Origin of the sequence: Lentibacillus amyloliquefaciens (assembly GCF_001307805.1) — a bacterium.
Classification (GTDB): domain Bacteria; phylum Bacillota; class Bacilli; order Bacillales; family Amphibacillaceae; genus Lentibacillus; species Lentibacillus amyloliquefaciens.
The window spans coordinates 370,808-395,036 of sequence record NZ_CP013862.1 but is presented as its reverse complement, the minus strand read 5'-3'; the positions used below and the strand labels follow the sequence as shown (position 1 = coordinate 395,036).

Annotated in this window: 25 protein-coding genes and 1 pseudogene; 1 reads left to right on the top strand and 25 read right to left on the bottom strand. The window is 41.2% G+C overall.

The window, feature by feature from the left end:
- Positions 1-14 precede the first annotated feature (14 nt).
- From rseP to AOX59_RS01845, 17 genes and pseudogenes are all read right to left on the bottom strand, one after another.
- Complete coding sequence (rseP, locus tag AOX59_RS01925; protein ID WP_068441067.1) at positions 15-1,274, bottom strand: RIP metalloprotease RseP; 1,260 nt, start codon at positions 1,272-1,274, stop codon at positions 15-17.
- 67 nt (positions 1,275-1,341) lie between these two features.
- On the bottom strand, positions 1,342-2,136 hold the full coding sequence (locus AOX59_RS01920) for a phosphatidate cytidylyltransferase (protein WP_068441065.1): 795 nt from the start codon (positions 2,134-2,136) through the stop codon (positions 1,342-1,344).
- A gap of 12 nt (positions 2,137-2,148) precedes the next feature.
- On the bottom strand, positions 2,149-2,910 hold the full coding sequence (locus tag AOX59_RS01915; protein ID WP_068441061.1) for an undecaprenyl pyrophosphate synthase: 762 nt from the start codon (positions 2,908-2,910) through the stop codon (positions 2,149-2,151).
- 314 nt (positions 2,911-3,224) lie between these two features.
- Positions 3,225-3,782 carry a ribosome recycling factor gene (frr, locus tag AOX59_RS01910; RefSeq protein WP_068441058.1) on the bottom strand — a complete coding sequence of 186 codons (558 nt, stop codon included), beginning with the start codon at positions 3,780-3,782 and terminating at the stop codon, positions 3,225-3,227.
- A gap of 2 nt (positions 3,783-3,784) precedes the next feature.
- On the bottom strand, positions 3,785-4,507 hold the full coding sequence (pyrH, locus tag AOX59_RS01905) for a UMP kinase (RefSeq protein WP_068441055.1): 723 nt from the start codon (positions 4,505-4,507) through the stop codon (positions 3,785-3,787).
- Positions 4,508-4,648: 141 nt separating this feature from the next.
- Complete coding sequence (gene tsf, locus AOX59_RS01900; protein WP_068441052.1) at positions 4,649-5,533, bottom strand: translation elongation factor Ts; 885 nt, start codon at positions 5,531-5,533, stop codon at positions 4,649-4,651.
- Between the two features lie 94 nt (positions 5,534-5,627).
- On the bottom strand, positions 5,628-6,392 hold the full coding sequence (rpsB, locus tag AOX59_RS01895) for a 30S ribosomal protein S2 (protein WP_068441048.1): 765 nt from the start codon (positions 6,390-6,392) through the stop codon (positions 5,628-5,630).
- 446 nt (positions 6,393-6,838) lie between these two features.
- Positions 6,839-7,618: a GTP-sensing pleiotropic transcriptional regulator CodY gene (gene codY / locus AOX59_RS01890; RefSeq protein WP_068441045.1), complete on the bottom strand. Its 780-nt coding sequence runs from the start codon at positions 7,616-7,618 to the stop codon at positions 6,839-6,841.
- A gap of 24 nt (positions 7,619-7,642) precedes the next feature.
- Positions 7,643-9,049 carry an ATP-dependent protease ATPase subunit HslU gene (gene hslU, locus AOX59_RS01885; RefSeq protein ID WP_068441040.1) on the bottom strand — a complete coding sequence of 469 codons (1,407 nt, stop codon included), beginning with the start codon at positions 9,047-9,049 and terminating at the stop codon, positions 7,643-7,645.
- A 15-nt stretch (positions 9,050-9,064) separates the two neighbouring features.
- Complete coding sequence (hslV, locus tag AOX59_RS01880) at positions 9,065-9,613, bottom strand: ATP-dependent protease subunit HslV (RefSeq protein ID WP_068448087.1); 549 nt, start codon at positions 9,611-9,613, stop codon at positions 9,065-9,067.
- Positions 9,603-10,547, bottom strand: coding sequence for a tyrosine recombinase XerC (xerC, locus tag AOX59_RS01875; protein ID WP_082684085.1), 945 nt, complete (start codon positions 10,545-10,547; stop codon positions 9,603-9,605). The genes hslV and xerC overlap by 11 nt, the downstream gene beginning before the upstream one ends.
- A 344-nt stretch (positions 10,548-10,891) precedes the next feature.
- On the bottom strand, positions 10,892-12,970 hold the full coding sequence (gene topA, locus AOX59_RS01870; protein WP_068441037.1) for a type I DNA topoisomerase: 2,079 nt from the start codon (positions 12,968-12,970) through the stop codon (positions 10,892-10,894).
- Between the two features lie 104 nt (positions 12,971-13,074).
- Complete coding sequence (dprA, locus tag AOX59_RS01865) at positions 13,075-13,749, bottom strand: DNA-processing protein DprA (RefSeq protein ID WP_237049349.1); 675 nt, start codon at positions 13,747-13,749, stop codon at positions 13,075-13,077.
- 286 nt (positions 13,750-14,035) lie between these two features.
- Positions 14,036-14,938, bottom strand: a complete 903-nt coding sequence (gene sucD, locus AOX59_RS01860) for a succinate--CoA ligase subunit alpha (protein ID WP_068441030.1) — start codon at positions 14,936-14,938, stop codon at positions 14,036-14,038.
- Between the two features lie 43 nt (positions 14,939-14,981).
- Positions 14,982-16,142, bottom strand: a complete 1,161-nt coding sequence (gene sucC, locus AOX59_RS01855) for an ADP-forming succinate--CoA ligase subunit beta (protein WP_068441027.1) — start codon at positions 16,140-16,142, stop codon at positions 14,982-14,984.
- Between the two features lie 100 nt (positions 16,143-16,242).
- Positions 16,243-16,347 (bottom strand): annotated as a pseudogene (locus tag AOX59_RS20635) (EscU/YscU/HrcU family type III secretion system export apparatus switch protein); the annotation flags it as partial.
- 254 nt (positions 16,348-16,601) lie between these two features.
- Positions 16,602-17,363 (bottom strand): ribonuclease HII, encoded by a 762-nt coding sequence (locus AOX59_RS01845; RefSeq protein ID WP_068441020.1) that lies wholly within the window; start codon positions 17,361-17,363, stop codon positions 16,602-16,604.
- Between the two features lie 188 nt (positions 17,364-17,551).
- On the opposite strand from AOX59_RS01845, the gene AOX59_RS01840 reads away from it, so the two are divergent.
- Positions 17,552-19,414 carry a DUF2207 domain-containing protein gene (locus AOX59_RS01840; RefSeq protein ID WP_068441017.1) on the top strand — a complete coding sequence of 621 codons (1,863 nt, stop codon included), beginning with the start codon at positions 17,552-17,554 and terminating at the stop codon, positions 19,412-19,414.
- A gap of 550 nt (positions 19,415-19,964) precedes the next feature.
- Here the strand turns inward: AOX59_RS01840 and ylqF are convergent.
- The 8 genes from ylqF to rpsP form a co-directional block, all read right to left on the bottom strand.
- Positions 19,965-20,816: a ribosome biogenesis GTPase YlqF gene (gene ylqF, locus AOX59_RS01835; RefSeq protein WP_068441015.1), complete on the bottom strand. Its 852-nt coding sequence runs from the start codon at positions 20,814-20,816 to the stop codon at positions 19,965-19,967.
- A 10-nt stretch (positions 20,817-20,826) separates the two neighbouring features.
- Positions 20,827-21,387, bottom strand: a complete 561-nt coding sequence (gene lepB, locus AOX59_RS01830) for a signal peptidase I (protein ID WP_068441012.1) — start codon at positions 21,385-21,387, stop codon at positions 20,827-20,829.
- A gap of 135 nt (positions 21,388-21,522) precedes the next feature.
- A complete protein-coding gene (rplS, locus tag AOX59_RS01825) occupies positions 21,523-21,867 on the bottom strand; it encodes a 50S ribosomal protein L19 (RefSeq protein ID WP_068441010.1) in 345 nt (114 codons plus the stop codon).
- Between the two features lie 125 nt (positions 21,868-21,992).
- Entirely contained in the window at positions 21,993-22,715 is a 723-nt protein-coding gene (gene trmD, locus AOX59_RS01820; protein ID WP_068441007.1) for a tRNA (guanosine(37)-N1)-methyltransferase TrmD, read from the bottom strand.
- Complete coding sequence (gene rimM, locus AOX59_RS01815) at positions 22,715-23,227, bottom strand: ribosome maturation factor RimM (RefSeq protein WP_068441004.1); 513 nt, start codon at positions 23,225-23,227, stop codon at positions 22,715-22,717. The genes trmD and rimM overlap by 1 nt, the downstream gene beginning before the upstream one ends.
- A gap of 11 nt (positions 23,228-23,238) precedes the next feature.
- Positions 23,239-23,628 carry a YlqD family protein gene (locus AOX59_RS01810; protein WP_068441001.1) on the bottom strand — a complete coding sequence of 130 codons (390 nt, stop codon included), beginning with the start codon at positions 23,626-23,628 and terminating at the stop codon, positions 23,239-23,241.
- Between the two features lie 82 nt (positions 23,629-23,710).
- Positions 23,711-23,938 (bottom strand): KH domain-containing protein, encoded by a 228-nt coding sequence (locus AOX59_RS01805; protein WP_068440998.1) that lies wholly within the window; start codon positions 23,936-23,938, stop codon positions 23,711-23,713.
- 21 nt (positions 23,939-23,959) lie between these two features.
- On the bottom strand, positions 23,960-24,226 hold the full coding sequence (gene rpsP / locus AOX59_RS01800; protein ID WP_068440996.1) for a 30S ribosomal protein S16: 267 nt from the start codon (positions 24,224-24,226) through the stop codon (positions 23,960-23,962).
- Positions 24,227-24,229 lie beyond the last annotated feature (3 nt).

The following is a 24,229-nucleotide window of genomic DNA, read 5'->3' as shown; positions in this document are numbered from 1 at the left end:
ACTTTAAGCTAAATTCACAAAAATAGTCGCTGAATATCGTTCCATGTGACAACAATCATCAGTAACATTAACAATGCAAAACCGACAAAATGAACAATCCCTTCTTTCTGGGGGTCCATCGGTTTTCCGCGAACAGCTTCAATCCCTACAAATAGCAGCCGTCCGCCATCGAGTGCAGGAATTGGCACTAAATTGACTATTCCTAAGTTGACACTTAAGATAGCTGTCCACATGAGGAAAGTCGTAAAACCTGATTGAACAACCTGATCTGTTGCATCATAAATGCCTACAGGACCTGACAAGGTTTCAATTGGCAGCTGTCCGGTTATGAGCATGCCAAGATTGGTCAGGATCAATGTTGTTGTATCATATGTTTGTTCAAAGCCATACTGAAATGTACCGAAGAAGGATTTTTCAAAAGCTCTTTGAACCCCAGCCTGTCCGATTGCAGCTCCTTGTGATTCAATTTTTGCAGGCGTTATGGCTAACGTTTCTGTTCCGCCGTCACGCTGCACCGTCATACTCAATTCTTCCTCAGGGTTATTCCGGACAATTTCGGTGAATTCTTCCCAGGTGGAAATAGCGCTTCCGTCAATTTGCACCACTTCATCACCAACCTGGAATCCTGCTTCTTCCGCTGGCGTGTCAGGCACAACACCGGATATTTGAGCTTCATCAACAGGAATGCCCTGACTAAATCCAACGATTAAGAAAATGACGATAGCCAGCACAAAATTCATCATTGGGCCCGCAAATAATTGCATTGCCCGTTTGCCGACACTTTTGGAAGCAAACTGCCGGTCATATGGTGCAATCTGTGTTTCTTCCTCATCCATCACGAAAAACGCTTTAGGGTCCACTTGAAAGTCTAATTTCTCATTTTCCTCATCCGGTTCATAGCCCTGGATAATCAGCTCATGATCCAAATCAGCGTGCTCAACCTCGATAATGCGAGCGTCAGGGTGCTTTGATTTATGATTAACAATAATTTTGTTTACTTTTCCATTCTCGCCGAATTCCAAACCGATATGCTGACCCGGCTTTAATTCGATAATTTCCGGGTCTTCACCGGCAACACGCACATAACCTCCGATCGGAAGCAGACGGATTGTATAGACTGTTTCGTTTTTTGTAAAAGAAAATACCTTTGGGCCAAACCCGATCGCAAATTCACGAGCAAGCATTCCTGCCCGTTTGGCAAATATCAAATGACCGAATTCATGTATGAATACAAGCAGACCAAACATGAATATAAACGCTATAACTGTGGTCATTACAAGCACCGTCCTTTTATTAATGAGGTTATTTACAATAGACTTCTTCCTGTCGTTTACCGGAAAATCACGTAAAGAAATTTATTAAATGGAGTACCGGCAGAACGAATAAAAGACTGTCGAGCCGATCGAGAATCCCGCCGTGGCCGGGCAATAAATTACCTGAGTCCTTAACATCATAATGACGTTTGAATGCTGACTCGACCAAATCCCCAATTTGTCCTGTAATAGATGCCAATACAGTCACTACGATTACAATCATCATATCATACGAAAAAGGGAAGGCAATATGAAAAATAACTCCGACCAGGACAGAAAGCACAATCCCGCCAACTGCTCCCTCCACCGTTTTATTCGGGCTTATTCGAGGCCATAATTTATGTTTGCCAAACGCCCGTCCGAAAAAATATGCTCCGGTATCGGTCGCCCATATGACAATCAGAGCATAAAATAAATTCGTGAGACCGGAAGCACTTTGACCGTCTCTGGTATCTATCAGATAGAAAAATCCCATTCCAACATAAATGATCGAAAGCAAAATAAAACCGGCATCATCAAATGTAAATTTATTCTTTACCAATACCGTATATGACAACATAATTAAAACGAATGCTATAATTAATTCTGAATTGTCGATACCATACAATATACCGGCAGCCTCAGGCAGGATTAATAACAGTAAAAATAAAATTGCGAGTGTGACCGGAACATAATAATTGGTTACTTTGCGCATGCGGGTGAGTTCAATCAGAGCTATAACCGCCAGCAAGCACACAAATAAGTCAAAAATAATACCGCCAATAATAACCAAAGGGATAAATATAAGAAATGCTATAATGGATGTTTGAATTCGTTGTTTCATCTGTTATGCTCCTTAAACGCCTCCATACCGCCGCTTTCTCTGCTGATAATCATTCAGAGCCTGTATAAAGGTGTCTTCTGTAAAATCCGGCCATAGGACATCAGTAAACCAGAATTCCGAATAAGCAACCTGCCATAACATAAAATTGCTTAACCGCTTTTCACCGCTAGTCCGAATGAGAAGATCCGGTTCCGCAAGCCCTGTTGTATAGAGGTACTTCGAAAATAGTTGCTCATCAAGCTTATCCAGCGACAGTTCTGTATTTTCCATATCTGTTATGACTTGCTTGACAGCTTGTAATATTTCAAATCTACTTCCATAGTTTAATGCAAAATTAAGGATTAATCCATCATTATCTTTTGTCTTCTCTTTTGCATAATTGACCGCTTCTTTCGTGTAATCGGGAAGCACATCGAAATTTCCAATCGTTTCGATTTTAATGTTATTTTCGATCAGTTCAGGCAAATAGATATGTAAAAACTCTTTAGGCAGCCTCAAGAGATAATCAACCTCTGATTTGGGCCGTCTCCAGTTTTCAGTTGAAAAAGCATATAAAGTCAGAATCTCAATATGGCAATTGGATGCTGCTTTTGCAATTTGTCTTACAACATCCATTCCCTCTTTATGACCTGCAATCCGGGGAAGCCCCCGTTTTTTTGCCCACCGGCCATTCCCGTCCATGATGATAGCCACATGTTTTGGGATGTTGTCCATGTCTGATAATTCGTTCGTATTCATTTTTTTACTGTTAAAAAAGGGAAGTTTCATTGACATGATTTGTCCTCCGATACCTTTAGTGAAGCCTAACAACCATTCACTGTTAACTCCGTGCCAAGCACAGAGTGATACGCTATTATTATCCTATTAGGATGAGTTACCATTATATCACTGTCAGTCAATATTTTGCCTTAAAATATCAGAAAAACCTGGATTGTGATTGCAATCTTAAGTTTTTCTCATATTTTAAGGTTGTTAATATCCGGCAGTTGCCTGCTTGCATTATAATTTGCTGAAAGTATTTTTTGATGGAAACAAAAGCCCTCTTAGACAAGAGGGCGACAGCATCATATTTGACTATACCTTCATCCTTAAACTTCCAATATTTCTTTTTCTTTATCTTTGACGTGGGTATCAATTTTGTTAATGTGCTTGTCAGTTTCCTTTTGAACGTTTTCCTGTTCTTTCTTAAGGTCATCTTCAGTCAAATCACCATTTTTTTCGGCTTTCTTCAGCTGATCGTTCGACTCACGCCGCACGTTTCTGACTTGAACACGTGCCTCTTCAGCATATTTGCCAACAACTTTCACCAATTCTTTGCGTCGTTCTTCAGTTAATGCCGGAATATTAATCCGAATAACATTGCCATCACTGGATGGCGAGAGGCCCAAATCAGCTTTTTGAATCCCTTTTTCAATATTGTTTATAGCTGATTTGTCAAACGGTGTAATCACCAGAAGTCTTGCTTCAGGTGCAGAAACGGTGGACAATTGATTAAGTGGTGTTGCAGCACCATAATAGTCAACAACAACACTGTCTAAAATTGCCGGGTTTGCGCGTCCGGCCCGAATTGTTGCCAGGTTTTTGGAAAAAGCCTGGACAGCTTGCTCCATTTTACTTCGTGTTTCTTTTATGGTTTGATCGGACATGATCAGTCCCCCCTTATCGTTGTACCAATTGGATCGCCTTCAACAACACGTTTAATGTTGCCTTTTTCTGTAATGGAAAAGACGATTAACCTTATATCGTTATCCATGCATAACGAAGACGCAGTTGAATCCATTACACCAAGTCCCTCATTCAGCATTTGCATATAGGAGATCTCAGTGTATTTTTCTGCTTCATTATTGACTTTTGGATCGTCGGAATAAACACCATCGACATTATTTTTAGCCATTAAAATAACTTCAGCTTCAATTTCAGCAGCCCGCAACGCCGCTGTGGTATCGGTTGAAAAATAAGGATTTCCGGTTCCGGCAGCAAAAATGACAACACGCTTTTTTTCGAGATGTCGTATTGCCTTTCTTCTTATATAGGGCTCAGCTACCTGCCGCATTTCAATTGAAGTCTGTACACGAGTCGGTATGCCATTATTCTCCAGACTATCCTGGAGCGCCAGGGAATTCATAATCGTTGCCAGCATCCCCATATAGTCTGCAGTGGCACGATCCATTCCCATCTCACTGCCGACTTTGCCGCGCCATATATTTCCGCCGCCGACGACGACAGCCACTTCCACTCCCAGCTCGGCAACCTCTTTAATCTGCGATGCAACCGATTGAATCACTTGTGGTTCAATTCCATAACCTTGTTCGCCACTTAATGCTTCGCCACTTAATTTTAACACAATTCTACGGTATCGAGCTGTTGTCATGATTACCTCCATCAGAATTATAGAATATTAAATATTCAATAAAAGTGAACTTCGCTCAGTAAAGGGTTTTTTCACTGTTTTATATCATGTATTAGTGAAATAGGGAACCACCTTGCGCGTTCCCCATTACAACCTGTGCCATTATTTATTCATTTGATTCTTGACTTCTTCGGCGAAGTTTTCTTCACGTTTTTCCATTCCTTCACCGACAGCATAGCGGGCAAATGTTTTGACTTCTGCACCTTTGTCAGATACAAACTTTTTCACCTTTTGATCAGGGTCTTTAACAAAATCCTGTTCAAGCAGGCAAATCTCTTCATAGAATTTACCTAAACGGCCTTCAACCATTTTTTCGACAATATGCTCGGGCTTTCCTTCATTCAGTGCCTGGGTCTTCAGGACTTCACGTTCACTGTTAACTTCTTCTTCCGGAACTTCATCTCTTGAAACATAACGAGGGCTGACGGCCGCCGCATGCATGGCAATGTCTTTAGCAAGTTCTTCATCAGTTGTACCTTCCAGCAGGACCAGAGCACCGATTGATCCGCCCATATGAAGATAAGCACCGAATGCGTCGCTGTCTGTTTTATTCATCAATGCGAAACGACGGAGTGAGATTTTTTCTCCGATTTTGCCAACTGTTGCATTGATATAATTTTCAACTGTGTCACCATCGCCGTGAATCGGCTGGGCCAAAGCTTCATCAACTGTCTCAGGTTTTTGCTTAACAAGATGGCTGCCTAATTCATCAAGAAGTTGTTTGAACTGATCATTTTTTGTGACAAAGTCTGTTTCACAGTTTACTTCCAAAAGCACTGCTGTATTCCCGTCAACCTCTATATGAGCCAAACCTTCAGCAGCAATACGGTTAGCTTTTTTCGCAGCTTTCGCCATTCCTTTTTTACGCAGGAATTCAACCGCCTTATCCATATCACCTTCAGTTTCCTGAAGTGCTTTTTTACAATCCATCATACCGGCACCGGTTGTTTCACGAAGCTCTTTAACTAATTTTGCGGTAATCGCCATAGTGAATAATCCTCCTTAAAAGTATATCCGTTCTCACCTTGAAAAAAAAGGTGATAAAAGGCTCATATCCTCTTATCACCTGTCCTTTTAAAAATTACTCATTATTTGTTTCGGTTTCTGCAGCAACCGTTTCTTCATCAGACTGTTCTTCCTCTGCCTGTACTTCTTCAGTCTCTTCGCCTTGCTTAACTTCCAAGATAGCATCCGCCATTTTGGACGTCATCAATTTAACAGCACGAATTGCGTCGTCATTTGCCGGAATAACATAATCGATTTCATCCGGATCGCAGTTCGTATCAACCATTGCAATGATCGGGATGTTCAATTTATGCGCCTCAGCAATTGCGATACGCTCTTTACGAGGGTCTATTACAAACATTGCATCAGGAATTTTATTCATTTCTTTGATACCGCCAAGGAATTTGACAAGACGATCTTTTTCTTTCAATAGACCGACAACCTCTTTTTTCGGCAGTACATCAAATGTGCCGTCTTCTTCCATACGCTCAATATCTTTCAGACGGTTGATTCGTGTGCGGATTGTCTGGAAATTTGTTAGTGTTCCACCTAACCAGCGCTGGTTAACGTAAAACATTCCGGAACGTGTTGCTTCATCACGAACTGAATCCTGGGCCTGTTTCTTTGTGCCCACGAAAAGAACAGAGCCGCCATTTGCAGCAATATCTTTTACATAATTGTACGCTTCATCAACTTTTTTCACGGTTTTTTGCAAGTCGATGATATAAATGCCATTCCGCTCCGTGAAGATGTATTTTTTCATCTTCGGATTCCAGCGGCGGGTCTGATGTCCAAAATGCACACCAGCTTCCAGCAATTGTTTCATTGAAATAACTGACATAAAAAATTCCTCCTAATGGTTTTTACCTCCGCTTCAGGTCATCTTTGCATATGACCACAGTGATGATTCCTTTGACTGGAAACAGCTTTTGTTGTGGCACCGGATATGCAAATCACGAAGCGTGTGTATTTATGTTCACATTTTGTTGCAAACACAGTCTTACACCAAAAGTAAATATATCACAACAATCATGACCAATCAAGCCTTATTATCAGCTTTCTTATTAATTTTTACAATTAGCTCTGCTTTGGTTTTCCACAGTTCAATTGTCGTGCAATCTCTTTTATCCCTATACCTTCAGGGATAGGTCGTTTTTCGAGCCGGCGATTTTCATCTTTAATTTCGTTCAGTTAAGAAATTTCAATTTTCATGATTAGATTCACATAAAAATTTTCCATAAAAAACGGCTGTTCGGGACAGCCGTTTTTTCAATAGATATGGTTCAATTACCTGGAGCGTAATTTTTCCAATTCAACCAGGAACTTATCGTTCAATACTTTAATGTAAGTTCCTTTCATTCCGAGTGAGCGGGATTCAATTACCCCGGCGCTTTCAAGTTTGCGCAGTGCATTAACGATAACTGATCTGGTAATGCCGACTCTGTCAGCAATTTTACTGGCAACCAGCAATCCTTCTTTTCCATTCAGCTCTTCGAAAATATGGTCAATTGCTTCAAGCTCACTGTAGGAAAGTGAACTGATGGCCATTTGTACTACCGCTTTACTCCTGGCTTCCACTTCAATTTCTTCCGTTTTTCCATGCAAAATTTCCATGCCAACGACGGTTGCACCGTATTCTCCGAGCAGAAGGTCATCATCATTGAAACTCTCAGACAGCTTGCCCAACACCAATGTGCCAAGACGTTCTCCCCCACCGATGATTGGAACAATGGTCGTTAAGCCATTTTTGAATAATTCACGATTCTCTACCGGAAAAGCGGTAAATGGACTGTCGATATCAAGATTGGCTGTTGTTTCAAAAATATTAAACAAACCTTGCGTGTATTCTTCAGGAAATTGTCTTTCTTCCAGCATAGATTTCATGCGTTCATTTTCAATTTCCTGATTAATAGCATAACCCAATAATTTACCCCGTCTGCTGACAATAAACACATTACCCTTGATGACATCTCTCAGCGTTGCCGACATGTCATTAAAATTCACTGATTTTCCTGTTGTTTTTTGCAGCATTGCATTAATTTTTCGTGCGCGTTCTAAAAGTTCCATTTTATAGCCTCCATTTCAGTCAGTTTAAAGAATAAACTGACTTAAGTCTTTGTTTTTAATAATATTGCTTAACTTCTTATCAACATAATCATCTGTAATTTCAATCGTTTCCATATTAACATCCGGTGCTTCAAATGATAAATCTTCCAGCAGTTTTTCCAATATCGTATGCAGTCTTCTTGCACCGATATTGTCCGTCTCCTGATTCACCTGTAAGGCAATTTCTGCCAATCTATTTACAGCATTGTCTGTAAACTTTACATTTATACCTTCTGTTTTTAATAATGCTGAATATTGTTTCAATAAAGCATTTGAAGGTTCCATCAGAATCCGTTTGAAATCTTCAACAGCCAATTTCCCTAATTCAACCCTTATAGGGAATCTACCCTGAAGTTCAGGTATTAAATCAGAGGGCTTCGCATTGTGAAATGCACCGGCTGCAATAAACAGCATATGGTCTGTCTTCACGGGGCCATGCTTTGTGACGACCGTCGAGCCTTCCACAATTGGCAGAATATCCCGCTGTACGCCTTCTCTTGAGACATTCGTCTGATTGTCCTGTTTGCCGGAGACTTTATCGATTTCATCGATGAAAAGAATCCCCGACTGCTCTGCACGGTTAACGGCCTCTTGAGCTGCTTCATCCATGTCGACAAGCTTTTGAGCTTCCTGAGTGGCCAGCACTTTCCGGGCTTCAGAAACAGGAAGTTTACGCTTCTTTGTTTTCTTCGGCATGAATTGACCGAGAGCATCCTGCATGTTCATTCCCATCTGCTCCATCCCGGATCCTTGCAGCATATCGAACATTGATGATGATTGCTCTTCAATTTCAACCGTTACGATACTATCTTCCAATTCGCCCAATTCCAGTTGATGCTCCACCCGTTTGCGCTTATTGCGGATTTCTTCATCTTTGGGAGAAGAATCATTGTCGTCGTCATCATTATTTTCCTGTCCGGCAAATAACATCTCGAATGGGTTCTTCATATTGTTATTATTGTTCTGTTTTTTAGCCTGTGGCACGAGCAGTTCTACGAGTTTCCTGTTTGCTTCCTTTTCCGCACGGTCTTTCACTTCATTCATTTTTTCTTCTTTTACCTTTCGCAAGGCCATTTCAACCAAATCACGAACCATCGACTCAACATCACGTCCAACATAACCGACTTCGGTAAACTTGGTGGCTTCCACTTTGACAAAAGGCGCACCGACCAAGTTTGCAAGTCGCCGTGCAATTTCCGTCTTGCCGACACCAGTCGGACCGATCATCAGAATGTTCTTCGGGACAATCTCATCTTTTATCTTGTCGTCAAGTTTATTCCGGCGGTACCTGTTTCTTAGTGCTACAGCGACCGATTTTTTTGCGTCGGCCTGACCGACTATATATTGATCCAGCTGATTTACGATTTGTTTTGGAGTATAGTCAATTCCCATTCAAACAAGGCCTCCTTATTCATCAAGTACCTCCAGGGTAATATGGTCATTCGTATAGACACAGACTTCACTGGCAATTTCCAATGCTGTTTGAGCTATCTCCTTAGCTGTCAATCCGTCTGCATGTCTCACTAACGCCCTGCCGGCACTCAAAGCATAGTTTCCTCCTGAACCAATTGCGAGAATGCCATCATCAGGCTCAATGACCTCACCGGTTCCTGATACCAGAAACATCTTATCCTTATTCATAACGATAAGCAATGCTTCAAGTTTCCGCAAAACTTTATCACTCCGCCATTCTTTTGCCAATTCAACCGCAGCTCTTGCCAGGTTGCCATCAAAAGCCTCAAGTTTCCCTTCGAATTTTTCAAACAACGTAAAGGCGTCTGCAACAGAACCTGCAAACCCGGCGAGCACCTGCCCCTGGTATAGCACTCGGACTTTCCTGGCATTATGTTTCATAACAACAGCATCGCCCATTGTCACTTGCCCGTCACCGCTCATGGCACATTGACCACCATGCCTGAGGGCAAAGATTGTCGTGGCATGCATCTCAGTTGTCACTTTCATCACCTCTCTTTAAGAAGAAATCACTCTTAGCACGTGGATGACTATTCATATATACATGACGCAAACGGTCTTTGGTGACATGTGTATATATCTGCGTCGAAGATAAATTCTCATGCCCCAGCAATTCCTGAACCGTCCGGAGATCAGCCCCTTCGTTCAGCATATGCGTTGCAAAAGTGTGACGCAGTTTATGCGGGTGGACATGAACTGTCAAAGCAGCTTTTTCAACCATTTTATTTAAAATCAGCCGCATCCCTCTGGCAGTCAATGGTCCGCCTCTGGCATTCAAAAAAATAGCATTTGTTGCAGCTGGTGATTTTTCCCGCAATTTTCTTCTTCCATTATTTATGTACATTTCGAGTGCAACTTCTGCAAAGCGGCCAAACGGGACATAGCGTTCCTTATTGCCCTTCCCTCGAATGAACATAGTACTGATCGAAAAATCAATATCTTTAATTTCCATCCGCTGACATTCACTCACACGAATCCCCGTGGCATAAAGTGTTTCAATTAATGCTTGATTCCGCTGCCCAATCGGATCATCTAAATCATTTATCTCAAACAATTTTTCCAATTCTTCCGTATAAAGAAACCCTGGTATGGGCTTAGCAGCTTTTGGCAGGCTGATATAGATAAATGGGTTATCTGCCACAAGGTCATTTTGTTCCATATATCGGTAAAAACTTTTCAGACTGGATATTTTCCGTGAAACAGACCGTCTCCCCAGTTTTTTCTCATATAGCCTTGTCAGATAGACACGGATTGTACGGTAATCAACATCTTTCAGGTTGCTGATATTTTCTTGAATTAAAAATAAATTAAAGTCTTCCAAATCATCCATATAACTTTGAACGGTATATGGCGAAGCATTTTTTTCAACTTGCAAAAACATTTTGAATGCCTTGCTTTGCTCAGTAAAATTACTCAATTTCACACCTCGTTACAAGCTTGTAAAGCATACCATAAAAACAATACCAAAGCAATGAACTTAACTAAATAATAACAAAATTCTGAAATGAGCGCAATTCATTCGAAAAAAATGAGCAAAGTCTCCTAATCGCCCAACTATATCAAGTGTATTCATTGATACTGTCAAGTAAATTACCTTACCAATGCGCAATTATATCTGTTTCAATCTGGTTAGTCAATACATAAGAATTGAATTATCAAAAAACTATTAAACATTGTTAAAAAACTGCCATATTTCAATTCAAGTCCTTTAATCAATACCCTGTTCAAACAAAAAGAAAACTGCCTGTTATATGCAGGCAGTCAGTTTTCAGCACTCTCTTTATAATCACAATTCGTGCATTGTACACGTGTTTCTTTTTTAGTTTTCTTTTCAACAAGCAATGAATCACATCTCGGACACGGTCTTGAAATAGGTTTATCCCATGAGACAAAATCACATTCAGGATAACGTTCACATCCATAAAATTTTCGATTCTTCTTCGATTTTCGTTCAACGACGTCACCTTGTTTGCATTTAGGACATGTAACCCCTATTTTTTTCAAAATCGGTTTCGTATTACGGCACTCTGGAAAATTGGAGCAAGCCAGAAACTTACCATATCTTCCCATTTTATAAACCATTTCATGACCGCAATTTTCACATGTGATTCCGGCAGGCTCATCTCTTATCTCAATCTTTTCCATTTCCTGTTCTGCTTTTTCCAGCCGTTTTCGGAAGTCACCGTAAAAGTCATCCAGAACTTTGACCCATTCGGCTTTCCCTTCTTCAACCGAGTCCAAATCTTCTTCCATTTGGACCGAAAAATCAATATCAATGATTTTAGGGAAAAATTCCTTCAGAATATCGTTAATAATTTCACCAAGCTCCGTAGGGACAAATCGTTTGTTGTCCAATTGAACATAACCACGACGCTGAATTGTGTCCAGAGTCGGTGCATACGTTGAAGGACGCCCAATCCCCTTTTCTTCCATAGTTCTGACCAGTCTCGCTTCGGTATATCTTGGCGGCGGTTGGGTGAAGTGCTGGTTTGGGGTGATCTCTTGAGCATGTGCAGTCATTCCCTCGGATAAGTCAGGTAAATATTTATTTTCATCCTTTTTCTTATCATCGCTGCCTTCTACATATACTTTCATGAAGCCTTTGAATTTCACTTTTGACCCGGTCGCCCTGAATTCAACGCCATTATTCAGCAAATGGACGGTCATCGTATCCATAACAGCCGGCGCCATTTGACTCGCCAGATAACGCTCCCAGATAAGCTTATAAAGGCGGTATTGATCACGCGATAAAACAGGTTTTAGGGACTTAGGATCGCGCATGATGGAAGTCGGCCTTACAGCTTCATGGGCATCCTGAGCACCTTCTTGTTTTTTTGCTTTTCCGGAAAACCCCAGATAGCTTTTCCCATAGTTCTCTTCAATATAGCCTTTTGTCTCCTGTTTGGCAGTCTCCGAAATCCTTGTGGAATCCGTACGCATGTATGTTATGAGACCGGTTATGCCACCGGCTTTCTTACCAAGGTCAATCCCTTCATAAAGCTGCTGGGCAACCATCATGGTTTTTTTAGCTCGGAAGTTCAGTTTCCGGGCGGCTTCCTGCTGAAGTGACGACGTAATGAATGGTTTGGCAGGATTACGTTTCCGTTCACGTTTATTGACTTTATCAATCGAGAACTGTTTGCCGTCCAGTTTTTCCGTAACCGCTTTGACATCCTCTTCAGATTTCAGCTCTTGTTTTTTCCCGTCAATTCCATAAAAAGATCCTTCAAAACTGTCATCATCTTTTTGAAATTGAGCGTCAATAGACCAATATTCTTCAGGTTTGAAATTCTGAATTTCTTTTTCACGGTCAATGATCACCTTGACAGCTACGGACTGAACTCTCCCGGCACTAAGACCCCGTTTGACTTTTTTCCATAGTAAAGGGCTGATTTTATACCCGACAAGACGATCGAGGATACGCCTGGCTTGCTGCGCATCCACGAGATCGTGGTCAATGGACCGCGGGTGTTTAAACGATTCTTTAATCGCATCTTTTGTAATTTCATTGAAAACCACTCTGCACTCTGAATCTTCGTCAATATTTAAAGCATGAGCTAAATGCCAGGCAATTGCTTCGCCTTCACGGTCAGGGTCAGCTGCCAGATAAACTTTTTTGGCCTTTTTAGCCGATGATCGTAAATCTTTCAAAACGTCGCCTTTACCGCGCACTGTAATGTATTTTGGTTTAAAAGAGTCGTCAGGATCTACACCGGTTTGACTTTTCGGCAAATCACGGACATGACCCATCGATGCTTTAACTTTATATTTTTTACCTAAATAACGTTCGATTGTTTTCGCTTTAGCCGGCGATTCCACAATCACCAGGTAATCAGACATATCGCTTCCTCCCAGTATTGCATCCAAAAAATTGACTTGGAAATCTTCACTAATATTAAAGAGTTACATTGTGTTTGTCAAACATGTTATGAAATTCAAGTAATTCATATGACCCAATTTGGTTCCATTCTTTCCCAGTCCTCCAAAATGTCTTCCGGCTCCTGTACCAGTTTTGACCCATCCTGTATCATTTGGTGACATCCGGTTGAGTGCGGTGACAAAGGTGAGCCGGGAAGAGCATAGACTTCCCTTCCTTGGTCAAGTGCCTGATCCACCGTTATCAGTGTCCCGCTTTTTTCCGTTGCTTCAATGACAAATGTGCCAAAACTTAAACCGCTGATGATTCGATTGCGTTCCGGGAAATGAAACCGTTCCGGTGGGGTGTCCGGGGGATATTCAGATAGCAGCAGTCCTTTTGCGGCAATTTGATGGAACAGCTGAATGTTTTGCCGCGGATAAACATGGCTGAATCCGCTTCCAATCACAGCAATTGTTTTTCCGTTGTTATTGATCGCCATCTGGTGTGCATAGCTGTCAATGCCTTTTGCTAATCCACTGACAATTATCCAATCTTTTTGAATCAAAGGCAAGACATATTTTTTCAGTTTAAGCATTGCTTCATGTGATGGACGTCTTGTTCCGATGACACTTAATAGCGGATTTTCTTTCAATAAATGCAGGTTGCCTAAGGCATACAACACCAATGGCTTATCTTTAATAGTTTTTAACACACTGGGATAGATACCGTCAACTGCCGTTATGATGTCGAACGTTTTCATATCATGCTGTATTTTGACCTTTAATGCGGGAGCCCGGAGATCTGAATAAAATAAAGAAGCTTTATTCGGGGCAAGAGAAAAGAATTGGCCGATTTCCGAAGCGTTAAGGCTATAGATGCTTTTAAGCGTGGGGTCATAGTGAATAAATTTGCGAATCGTTCTGCGGGTTATACCGCGGCATCGATGGATATGAATCAGACGTTTACGCACCTTTTCCAATTAATCACGACCTTTTATTAAATTGGAGCCCAAAGAGTACATTCTTTGGGCTCTTGATTAAATAAGCTTAATGGGTTTTACATTTTTCCTGCAAACCCTTTTCTTTTAACACATTAATCATGGTTTCACCAATTTCAGCTGGTGTATCTGCCGTATTAATCCCTGATTCATTCATAATACGGATTTTTTCTTCTGCAGTGCCTTTACCACCTGAAATGATCGCTCCGGCGTGTCCCATACGTTTTCCGGGAGGCGCAGTCGCACCGCCGATGAAACCGACAACAGGCTTATCCATATTTGCTTTGACCCACTCAGACGCTTCTTCTTCAGCTGTTCCGCCAATTTCGCCAATCATGACAACAGCTTCTGTTTCCGGGTCTTCATTAAATGCTTTCAGTGCATCGATAAAATCTGTGCCATTTACAGGGTCACCGCCTATGCCAACAGCAGTCGTCTGACCATACCCTGCTTCAGACAGCTGATGTACCGCTTCATATGTCAAAGTGCCTGAACGGGAAACGACTCCGATATGACCTTTTTTATGGATGTAGCCCGGCATAATTCCAATCTTGCTTTCATCAGCCGTAATGACACCAGGACAATTCGGACCGACCAAACGTGTTTTTTTGCCTTCCATAGCGCGTTTCACTTTTACCATATCCATGACAGGGATATGTTCGGTAATACAAATGACAAGATCCAGCTCTGCATCCACTGCTTCAAGGATGGCATCAGCTGCAGCCGGTGCCGGAACATAAATAACAGATGCATTGGCGCCGGTTTCGTCTACGGCATCTTTAACCGTATTAAATACGGGAACACCCTCCACATCTGTACCGCCTTTTTTAGGCGTGACACCGCCAACAATTTTAGTGCCGTAATCAAGCATTTGTCTTGTGTGGAATTTGGCTGTGCCGCCGGTAATTCCTTGAACAATTACTTTTGTATCTTTATTAACATATACACTCATTTTCGTCCGTCCTTTCTTTAATTATCTGAAAAGTCTTCAACTATTATTTTACAGCGGAAACGATTTTTTCTGCGCCATCAGCCATAGACCCGGCTGATGTGATATTCAATCCTGAATCATCAAGAATTTGCTTGCCTAATTCGACATTGGTGCCTTCAAGACGCACAACAAGCGGGATTTCAAGACCAACTTGCTTCGTCGCTTCCACTACACCTTCAGCAATAACATCACATTTCATGATACCACCGAAGATATTTACGAAAATGCCTTTCACATTTGAATCGGACAAAATGATTTTAAATGCTTCTGTTACTTTTTCAGCTGTCGCACCGCCGCCAACATCCAGGAAGTTTGCCGGTTCTCCGCCATAATGTTTAATAATATCCATTGTTGACATAGCAAGACCTGCACCGTTAACCATGCAGCCAATGTTGCCGTCCAACGCGACATAGCTCAAGTCATACTTGGACGCTTCAATTTCTTTTTCATCTTCTTCTTCGAGATCGCGCAGTTCCATTATATTTTTTTGACGGAACATGGCATTATCATCAAAATTCAATTTGGAATCAAGTGCCATCACCTGACCATCACCGGTTGTAACAAGCGGATTGATTTCAGCTATGGAACAGTCTTTTTCAATAAATACGTTATAGAGCCCAATCATGAATTTAGCAGCGCTTCCAATCAATTCATCAGGAATATTGATGTTAAATGCTAGTCTGCGAGCTTGATAACCTGAAAGGCCAACAACCGGGTCTATCACTTCTTTGAAAATTTTCTCAGGGGTTTCGGCAGCTACTTCTTCAATTTCTGTACCGCCTTCTTCTGATGCCATCATGACAATGCGGGAAGTTGCTCGGTCCATTACAAGTCCCACGTAATATTCGTTTTGAATATCGCAGCCTTCTTCAATTAATAAACGTTTAACTTCTTTGCCTTCAGGGCCTGTCTGATGTGTCACCAGAGTTTTGCCCAGCAGCTCGTCCGCATATGTACGCACATCATCCATGTTTTTAGCAATTTTGACACCACCGGCATTTCCCCGTCCGCCGGCATGAATTTGCGCTTTTACAACTTTTACGTCACTGTTCAGTTTGTTGGCAGCGCTGACTGCTTCTTCCACTGTATATGCGACATGCCCATTCGGAACATTTACGCCTGATTCGCGTAAAATATCTTTGCCTTGATACTCATGAATGTTCATCTTTCATCCTCCCATCAAATTTCACTGCATATCCATTGTATAAAAAAACAATCGATTTAACAAGAAATAGCGGCTTATGTCGAAATTTGCTCTAGTATCTTCACATACGCTGATCTGTTCGGTACACAAAAGCAAACACTTCAGCTACCACCTGGTACAGTTCTTCGGGAATTGTTTCGTTAACATTCAGTTGTGAAAGCAGCTGTTCACCGATGACCCAACATCATCAGAAGGCTGTACTTGAAAATGGTATCTGGCGCTAACCGTTAAAGAGGTTTCCAATTGCGCAGTCATTTTGTGTGTTCCCAGCTGAATTTGCGCTTTTTGATCGGGATATATTTTCACAATGTTGCCTTGAATAATTTGCCCTGGTCGTAACAGCTGCGATGAATTGAAAATGGCTGATGGAGTTATTCGATTCCCGGACAGGTTCCAGACATTCATAAAACTCTTTCTCTATTAAGCCTGACGTACCGGTGCAAATGACGTCCGATGATAAGGCGTGATGCCTTCTTTTTTAATAGTGGCTATATGCTGTTTGGTGCCATAACCCATATTGAAGGCAAATCCATATGATGGATACGCTTTATGTAAATCTTTCATTATATTATCACGTGTTACTTTTGCTAAAATGCTTGCGGCTGCTATCGATATACTTTTCTGATCACCTTTAGTGATAGCCTCGGAATTACAAGGCAGCTCAAGCGATACAGCATCAATCAGCACATGCTCTGGTGCCGGATCCAGCTGATTTACCGCATCGTACATTGCCATTTTGGTAGCTTCGTAAATATTAACTTGATCTATTTTTTGACTCTCTATGATTGAAATGCCATAGTCGACAGCCTGATTTTTTATAATAGTAAAGTATTGATCACGCATGTTTTCATTTAATTGTTTGGAGTCATTCAAGCCAAGCAGTTTAAAATCGCGCGGTAAAATAACTGCTGCGGCCACAACCGGACCTGCCAGAGGCCCCCTGCCTGCTTCGTCCATTCCGGCAATATAATGTACTCCGTCTGCATAACATTTTTGTTCATAACGGCTCATCTGAATAAATTGTTTTTCCAATACTTTTTCGGTTGATTTTTTTCGCTCATATTTGGCAATCAGCTGCTGAACCCCTTTTCTTTCGTCCCGTTTCAATTCATTTATTGCCGTTTCATCTAAATCATCGGTTTCGAATAATTGTTTTAAGATAGCTATCGATTGTTTTTCCAATTTGGTCACCTGCATCCTGTGATTTTTATATCAGTCTATACTATAAAAATTGAATAGACTAACTATATATAGTTTACATCGATAAATGAAGGTTTGAAAGCGAACGACCTGAAAAACATCATGTTTTGTGAAACATTATGGTTTGTTTGATCGTATTACATAAAGAAGCTAACAAGGAGGGCATTTTCATGAAAAAAATAGTCACCTGCCTCATTCTATTTATATTAATACTTACTTTATCAGCTTGTTCAGACGACCGGTCGTTTTCAATAGATGAAGTAACCATTGATGCGCAAATACAAGAAGATGGATCCATCAGTGTCAGAGAATTGTTCACGTATACATTTAACGGCTCTTATGAAGGTATGACCCGGGCGATTGAATCAGATGAGAAAAATTTTGAGGCTTATCTGACGGAAGACAAAGACCCTTCAGTTTCGACGGAAAACCTCACTTCGTTGGAGACAGAAGAAGATGATAATACGTATAAAATATTTTCAGATTCAACTGATGAAACAAAGAGCGTACTTTATCGTTATAAGATAGAAGGCTCTATTAAAAAGTATACCGATGTTGCCGATTTGAAATATGCATTTTTTGATGATTCAAATGAAACGGACTTGAATAACCTCACGATTAATATACATCCGCCTGAAGGGACCAACGAAGAAAATCAGCATTTCTTTCTGCACAAAGATGAAACAGGAAATCTGACTTCAGGAGACAACGGAATTCAATATCATAATTCACACTTTGAAGCAGGCAGCAATTCACAGATACGTTTCGTTTTCCCGTCTAATCAGTTGAACAATATGGAGCTGACGAGTGACAAGCGTATGAACGATACGATTCTTTCAGAAGAACAGGAATTAGCTGAACGATCAGAAAATCTCGAAGCCAATATGGCCAATATCACACCGATCGTTTTAATTTTACTCGGCATACTTGCCTCAGGTTCCGTGATCATATTCATTGTACATCCTAATCGCTACCGCGGCAGCAAAGATATAGATTCGTTGCACGGGCTGGTTGAAGATACGGACCCATTATTTGTCAAATATTTGAAGGAAGATGCACATCTGCCGGATGACAGTTTCATTGCCGGACTATTTTCATTAAAGCAGCGGGGCATTATTACACTTGAAAAAGTCCCTTCCATGCTAAATAAAGACAGTGAGACTTACAGGTTTACCTGGTGCGGCCGGGAAAGCGAGACAGACCATGCTGATCAATTCTTACGGAACTGGCTTTTCAGGGAAAAGGACGAAAAAGGGGCCTATTTTTTGCTTGAATCACTCACCGCCCAAGAAGATGAAACTGATGAGGCAAAAAAAGAAAAAGCGGATGATTTCAGAACTCATTTTGACGAGTGGACAGACAAAGTAAAAGAAAGAGATAACTATCAGCAATTAAAAAAGCCTTTTAAAAAGTTTTCTTTTGTTTCGATTCCATTGCTTATCGTTTCTTCCGGTCTTTTCTATTATTTTACCACAATTGATACGATCGGTTCGACAGCGCAATGGCTGCTGCCACTAATTGCAGGGATCATAACTGTACCCGGTCTGTTATTTCACCGGAATAAATGGGTTCTTTCTGGTTATTATTTTATTTTGCTGCTGATGTCAGCAGTAAGTTTTACATTTGAACCAGCTGTGATTATGACACTGATTTTTTACGGATTATCAATCATAACGTTATTAGTTATTCCGGAATATTACTGGAAAAAGGATATAAGGCGACTGAAATATGGCATAACACAAACTCGTGCTTCATTTAAAGATAAAAACTATCCCATCGGTTCTGACCCGGCTGCAGCAGAACGGAGGCTGGCATATGCTATTGTACTCGGTGCCGGTGAAGAATACGGGGAACAATGCAACACTTCAGGGCCGCTTTCAACAGCAGAAATGTATTATCCGCTGCTGCATAATCCTGTATATGCGACAACATCATTCAGCGCTGCTAATGCAGCACTTTACACAGCCGTCACTCAGGTTAATACGTCGAACACGACTGCTGCAACAGGAGGCGGCGGTGCCGGAGCGTTTTGATTTTTGTATCAGGCCAGCTTCAAAGAAGGACTTGCAGATAACTATACATGATTATTTTGACACAAAAATCCATAAACTGCGACGTACTGTAAGTCCATTCTGATTGACACCCGAGTGTTTAGAAACGCTCCGGCAATATACTACGCTTTCCATGGGCACGGCCTCAGCCTCCTCAGAAAGCAAAGACCGCTTTCTTGCGGGGGCGTCACGACACGTGCTGTTCCCATTGGAGTCTCTAGTATATTGCCTACGCTGAAAAGTGCGCATTGTAGTTAGCTATTTTAATGAGTAGCGTTATTAAAACAGTTGGAATATGCGAGACTCCTGTGGGACAGCGAGCTCTTTTAGACCCCGCAGTGAGCGGTTTTTTCTCACGAGGAGGCTCGTGGTGAGACCACGGAAAGCGAGAAATTCTGAGCTGCGTCGCCAGAAAGCTTTTTCAAATAATCTAACAAGATTTTGTTTCGCACTTTACATCAACTTCAGTAGTAAAGCACTAAAGAAATTAAAAATAGTCTTGCGTAAAAAGTTTGAAACACCCCCAGTAAGCTTAGCTTTCCGGGGGTGTTTCAAATGTCATATCGCCGAGTTTCCCTGATCTTAAATCGTGGATGAAGAGATCAGCAACTTTTTCAAAATTAACATTGCCGCCGCTTTCCAATGCCCCGCGCTGCTTACCGATGGAAACAAAAATATCCCACATATCAATGTGTTCAGGGGTTATCCCGTAACGTTCTTCCAATTGTGCTGGATAATATTCCTTCATATATTTTATGGCAAATGCTGCTATATCCTCCAGCGGCAGCAATTGATCTTTTATTGTCCCGATGGTCGCCAAACGGTAACCGACCATTTCATCTTCAAACTTGGGCCACAAAATTCCCGGTGTATCAAGCAGCTCAAAATCATTTTTCACTTTAATCCATTGCTGTTTTTTCGTGACACCTGGTTTGTCCCCAATCTGGGCTATTTTTTTATTTGCAAGACGATTTATAAGCGTTGACTTGCCAACGTTTGGAATACCGATAATCATTGCACGAGCCGGACGCGGATTAATACCCTTTTCCTTTAACTTATCCATTTTGGCTCGCCCGAGGTCTTTAGCGGTTTGAATGACACGTTTTATATCTGCTTTATTATTAACATCGATAGCTATTGCTGATACCCCTTCATCACTGAAATGACGGAGCCATTTATCGGTGATTTTATCATCAGCGAGGTCTTTTTTCATCATCACAATCATTTTGGGTTTTTGCTGCAATACATCCTGTAGCATCGGATTTTGAGAGGACATTGGTGCACGGGCATCAACAAGCTCCATCACAAAATCAGCTAATTTCAGCTTCTCTTCAACTTCCCGCTTAGCCTTAGCCATATGTCCCGGGAACCATTGTATCGACATTTCCATCATCCTAATCGTGTATTATCTGTATTCGATCAAGCGGCCAATAGATCAGGCTTGTTTTTCCGACGATCTGGTCCATTGACACGACACCAAGTATTCGGCTGTCAGTAGAGTTATTGCGATTATCACCCAGTACCAAAACATGGTTTTCCGGAATTGTTTCGTGTCCTCCAGGAAGATTTTCCAGCTGAAAGTCTCCCGTTAATGTCTGATAAGATGGCATCTTTTCTTTTCGTTCCCTCAAGAAAGATTCCTTCACCTGCTCACCATTAATATATAATTGATCATTTTCGACAGCCACATGTTCTCCCGGCAAACCAATAATACGTTTGATAAAATCTTTTCGGTCGGATGCATGAAACACAACAATATCAAAACGGTCAGGTTCTTGTATCTGATATACAAATTTATTGACAATCATTTGATCCCCGTTATGTAATGTCGGCATCATGGATGGGCCGTCAACAACAATCGGTGCAAAAAAGAAGGTTCGAATGATAAAAAACAGACCAAACGCTATTAATAAAGCTTTTATCCAGTCAAACCACTCACTTTTCACTTTCTCCATAAATTCCCCACCGCCTGCTGCATATATGTCATTGTGTTTTTATTATACCATGTCAGTTCATGAATGTATTCAATGTAAAAAGGAGCTTGTATGAATAAAACAAGCCCCTTTACAATGATTGTTCCATTTGACGGATTAGCGGCGTTCTTTAATACGTGCTGCTTTACCGCGCAGATTACGAAGATAATACAGTTTCGCGCGACGAACAATACCACGGCGGGAAACTTCGATTTTCGCAATACGTGGTGAATGGAGCGGGATTGTACGCTCTACACCGATACCGTAAGAAATTTTTCTTACCGTAAATGTTTCACTGATTCCGCCGCCTTGGCGTTTGATGACAACACCTTCAAATACCTGAACACGTTCACGTGTGCCTTCAATAACTTTAAGGTGAACTTTCACAGTGTCACCGGGGCGGAAATCAGGATGATCTGTACGAAGCTGATCTTTTGTCACTTCTTCGATTATGTTTTGCATCCTGGTTCACTCCTTCCAAACTAATGCTCATATCACTCTATGGGACAGCGGAACATCGTTTTAGCGCGCTTAAACGAACTTAAGCACAATGATTAATATATCATAATAAAGCAGTGAGTTCAACACTAACTTTCATCGAATAATTTTTTTTCTTCTTCTGTTAAATCCGCTTCATCGATTAAATCTTTCCGCCTTTCAAAGGTACGTTTCAGCGATTCCCTTCTTCGCCATTCATCAATCTTCGCATGATTTCCTGATAACAGTACGTCCGGTACTTTCATACCCCGAAAATCTGCGGGTCTGGTGTAATGCGGATGTTCGAGAAGGCCGGTTGAAAATGAATCCTCCGGGGCTGATTCCGTATTGCCCAGCACATCGGGCAATAATCTGACAACACTGTCAATTACAGCCATAGCACCAAGTTCACCGCCGGTCAAAACATAGTCACCGATTGAAATCTCATCGGTGATAAGCTGTTGCCTGATTCGCTCATCATACCCCTCATAGTGACCACAGATGAATACGAGATGGTCTTCTTCAGCCAATTCTTCCGCTTTTTGCTGATTATATGGTTCACCCTGCGGACACATTAAAATGATACGCGGTTTCGTTTGTTTCTTCTTTGTTACGGCATCCACCGCATCAAAAACGGGCTGTGGTGTCAGCACCATTCCTGCACCTCCCCCGTAAGGATAATCATCTACCTTCATATGTTTGTTTTTAGAGTAATCCCGGAAGTTTACCAGTTGATAGCTGAATTTTTCTTTTTCCTGCGCTTTTTGTAAAATCGAAGCATTAAATACACCTGAAATCATCTCCGGGAATAAAGTCAGTACATCAATATGCATCAGTCAAGCAATCCTTCCATTGGTTCAATGGTTACTTTTTGTTCCGATATGTCTACCTCTTTCACAATACCTTCAACATAAGGGATTAATACATCTTTTTCGTCCTTACGGCTCACCACCCACACATCGTTTGCACCGGGGGTGAGGATTTCTTTGATGATTCCAAGTTTTTCACCATTTGTCAGGTAAACAACACACCCGATAATTTCATGAAAATAAAATTCATTTTTATCCAGTTCAGTCTGCTGCTCCTCATCGATCTTCAAGTTAAGGCCTTTAAACTGTTCAACATCGTTAATATTGTTAAAACCCGAAAACTGTACCAAATCAAACCCTTTATGTATGCGATGGCCATCAATTTCCAACTCCAGCAGCTGACCATTTTCCTTCTCCAGAAATAAACGGCCGCCGCTATGAAAGCGGTCTTCAAAATCTGTTATACGCTGAACTTTAACTTCACCTTTTATGCCATGTGTATTGACAATTTTTCCGACATTAAACATATTTGTCATGTCATCACCTGCTATTCATCAATTCGGACAACGACATCATCTTTTATGATGATGGCTGAAGATTCCATGATTTCGTTCCAATGCGATCCTTCTTTGACTTCAACAAGAGCTTCAACTTCTTTTTCGGTAATTTCACTGCCAAGTTCCAGAATATCCAATTGTTCAATTTTAAAATCAACGAGTTTAATTTTTTCTTTTCGGTTTTTTATTTCCTGCTGAAAACGCTGAGAAAGTTCCTGTTTGGACATGCTTCGTTTGTTTTCAAGTTTGCGTTGTTCAAACCTTAATTGTTGACACTCTTGTTCAAGCCGCATTTTATGATCGTTAAAATTGTTGCGTAATTTTTCTTTGCTTTTTTCAGTGACAATTTGTTTTATCAGGACCTTTTTAATGATTTGCATATTGGTTCCCCGCTCTCTCTACACTTTGAAATAGAGATGAATCCATCAGATTTGTAAAAAGGGAAAGGTGTCCCCTCTCCCTTTACATAATATCTAAATAAATACGATTGTTTGATTCCGTTTTTGCAGCATAAACAACTGTCCGAATTGCTTTGGCAATCCGTCCATTTTTACCAATCACCTTACCGACATCGTTTTGATTGACGGTCAGGTGATAGACTACTTTTGAATCTTCTTCTGCTTCCGTCACGACGATGTCCTCAGGATGATCGACTAATGGCGTTACAATCGTTTCAATCAGGGCTTTCATGATTATCACACTACTTTACGGTTAGTTTTTCTGTTCGTGGAATTTTGTCATGATGCCTTGTTTAGAGAAAAGGTTACGGACTGTATCACTCGGCTTGGCGCCATTTGTCATCCAATCCAGAGCTTTATCCTCATCTATTTTAACTTCAATTGGATTCGCAACCGGATTATATGTTCCAATCTGCTCAATAAAACGACCGTCCCTTGGTGAACGTGAATCAGCTACAACAATGCGGTAAAATGGATTACGCTTTGCTCCCATACGCTTCATGCGGATTTTTACTGCCATAAT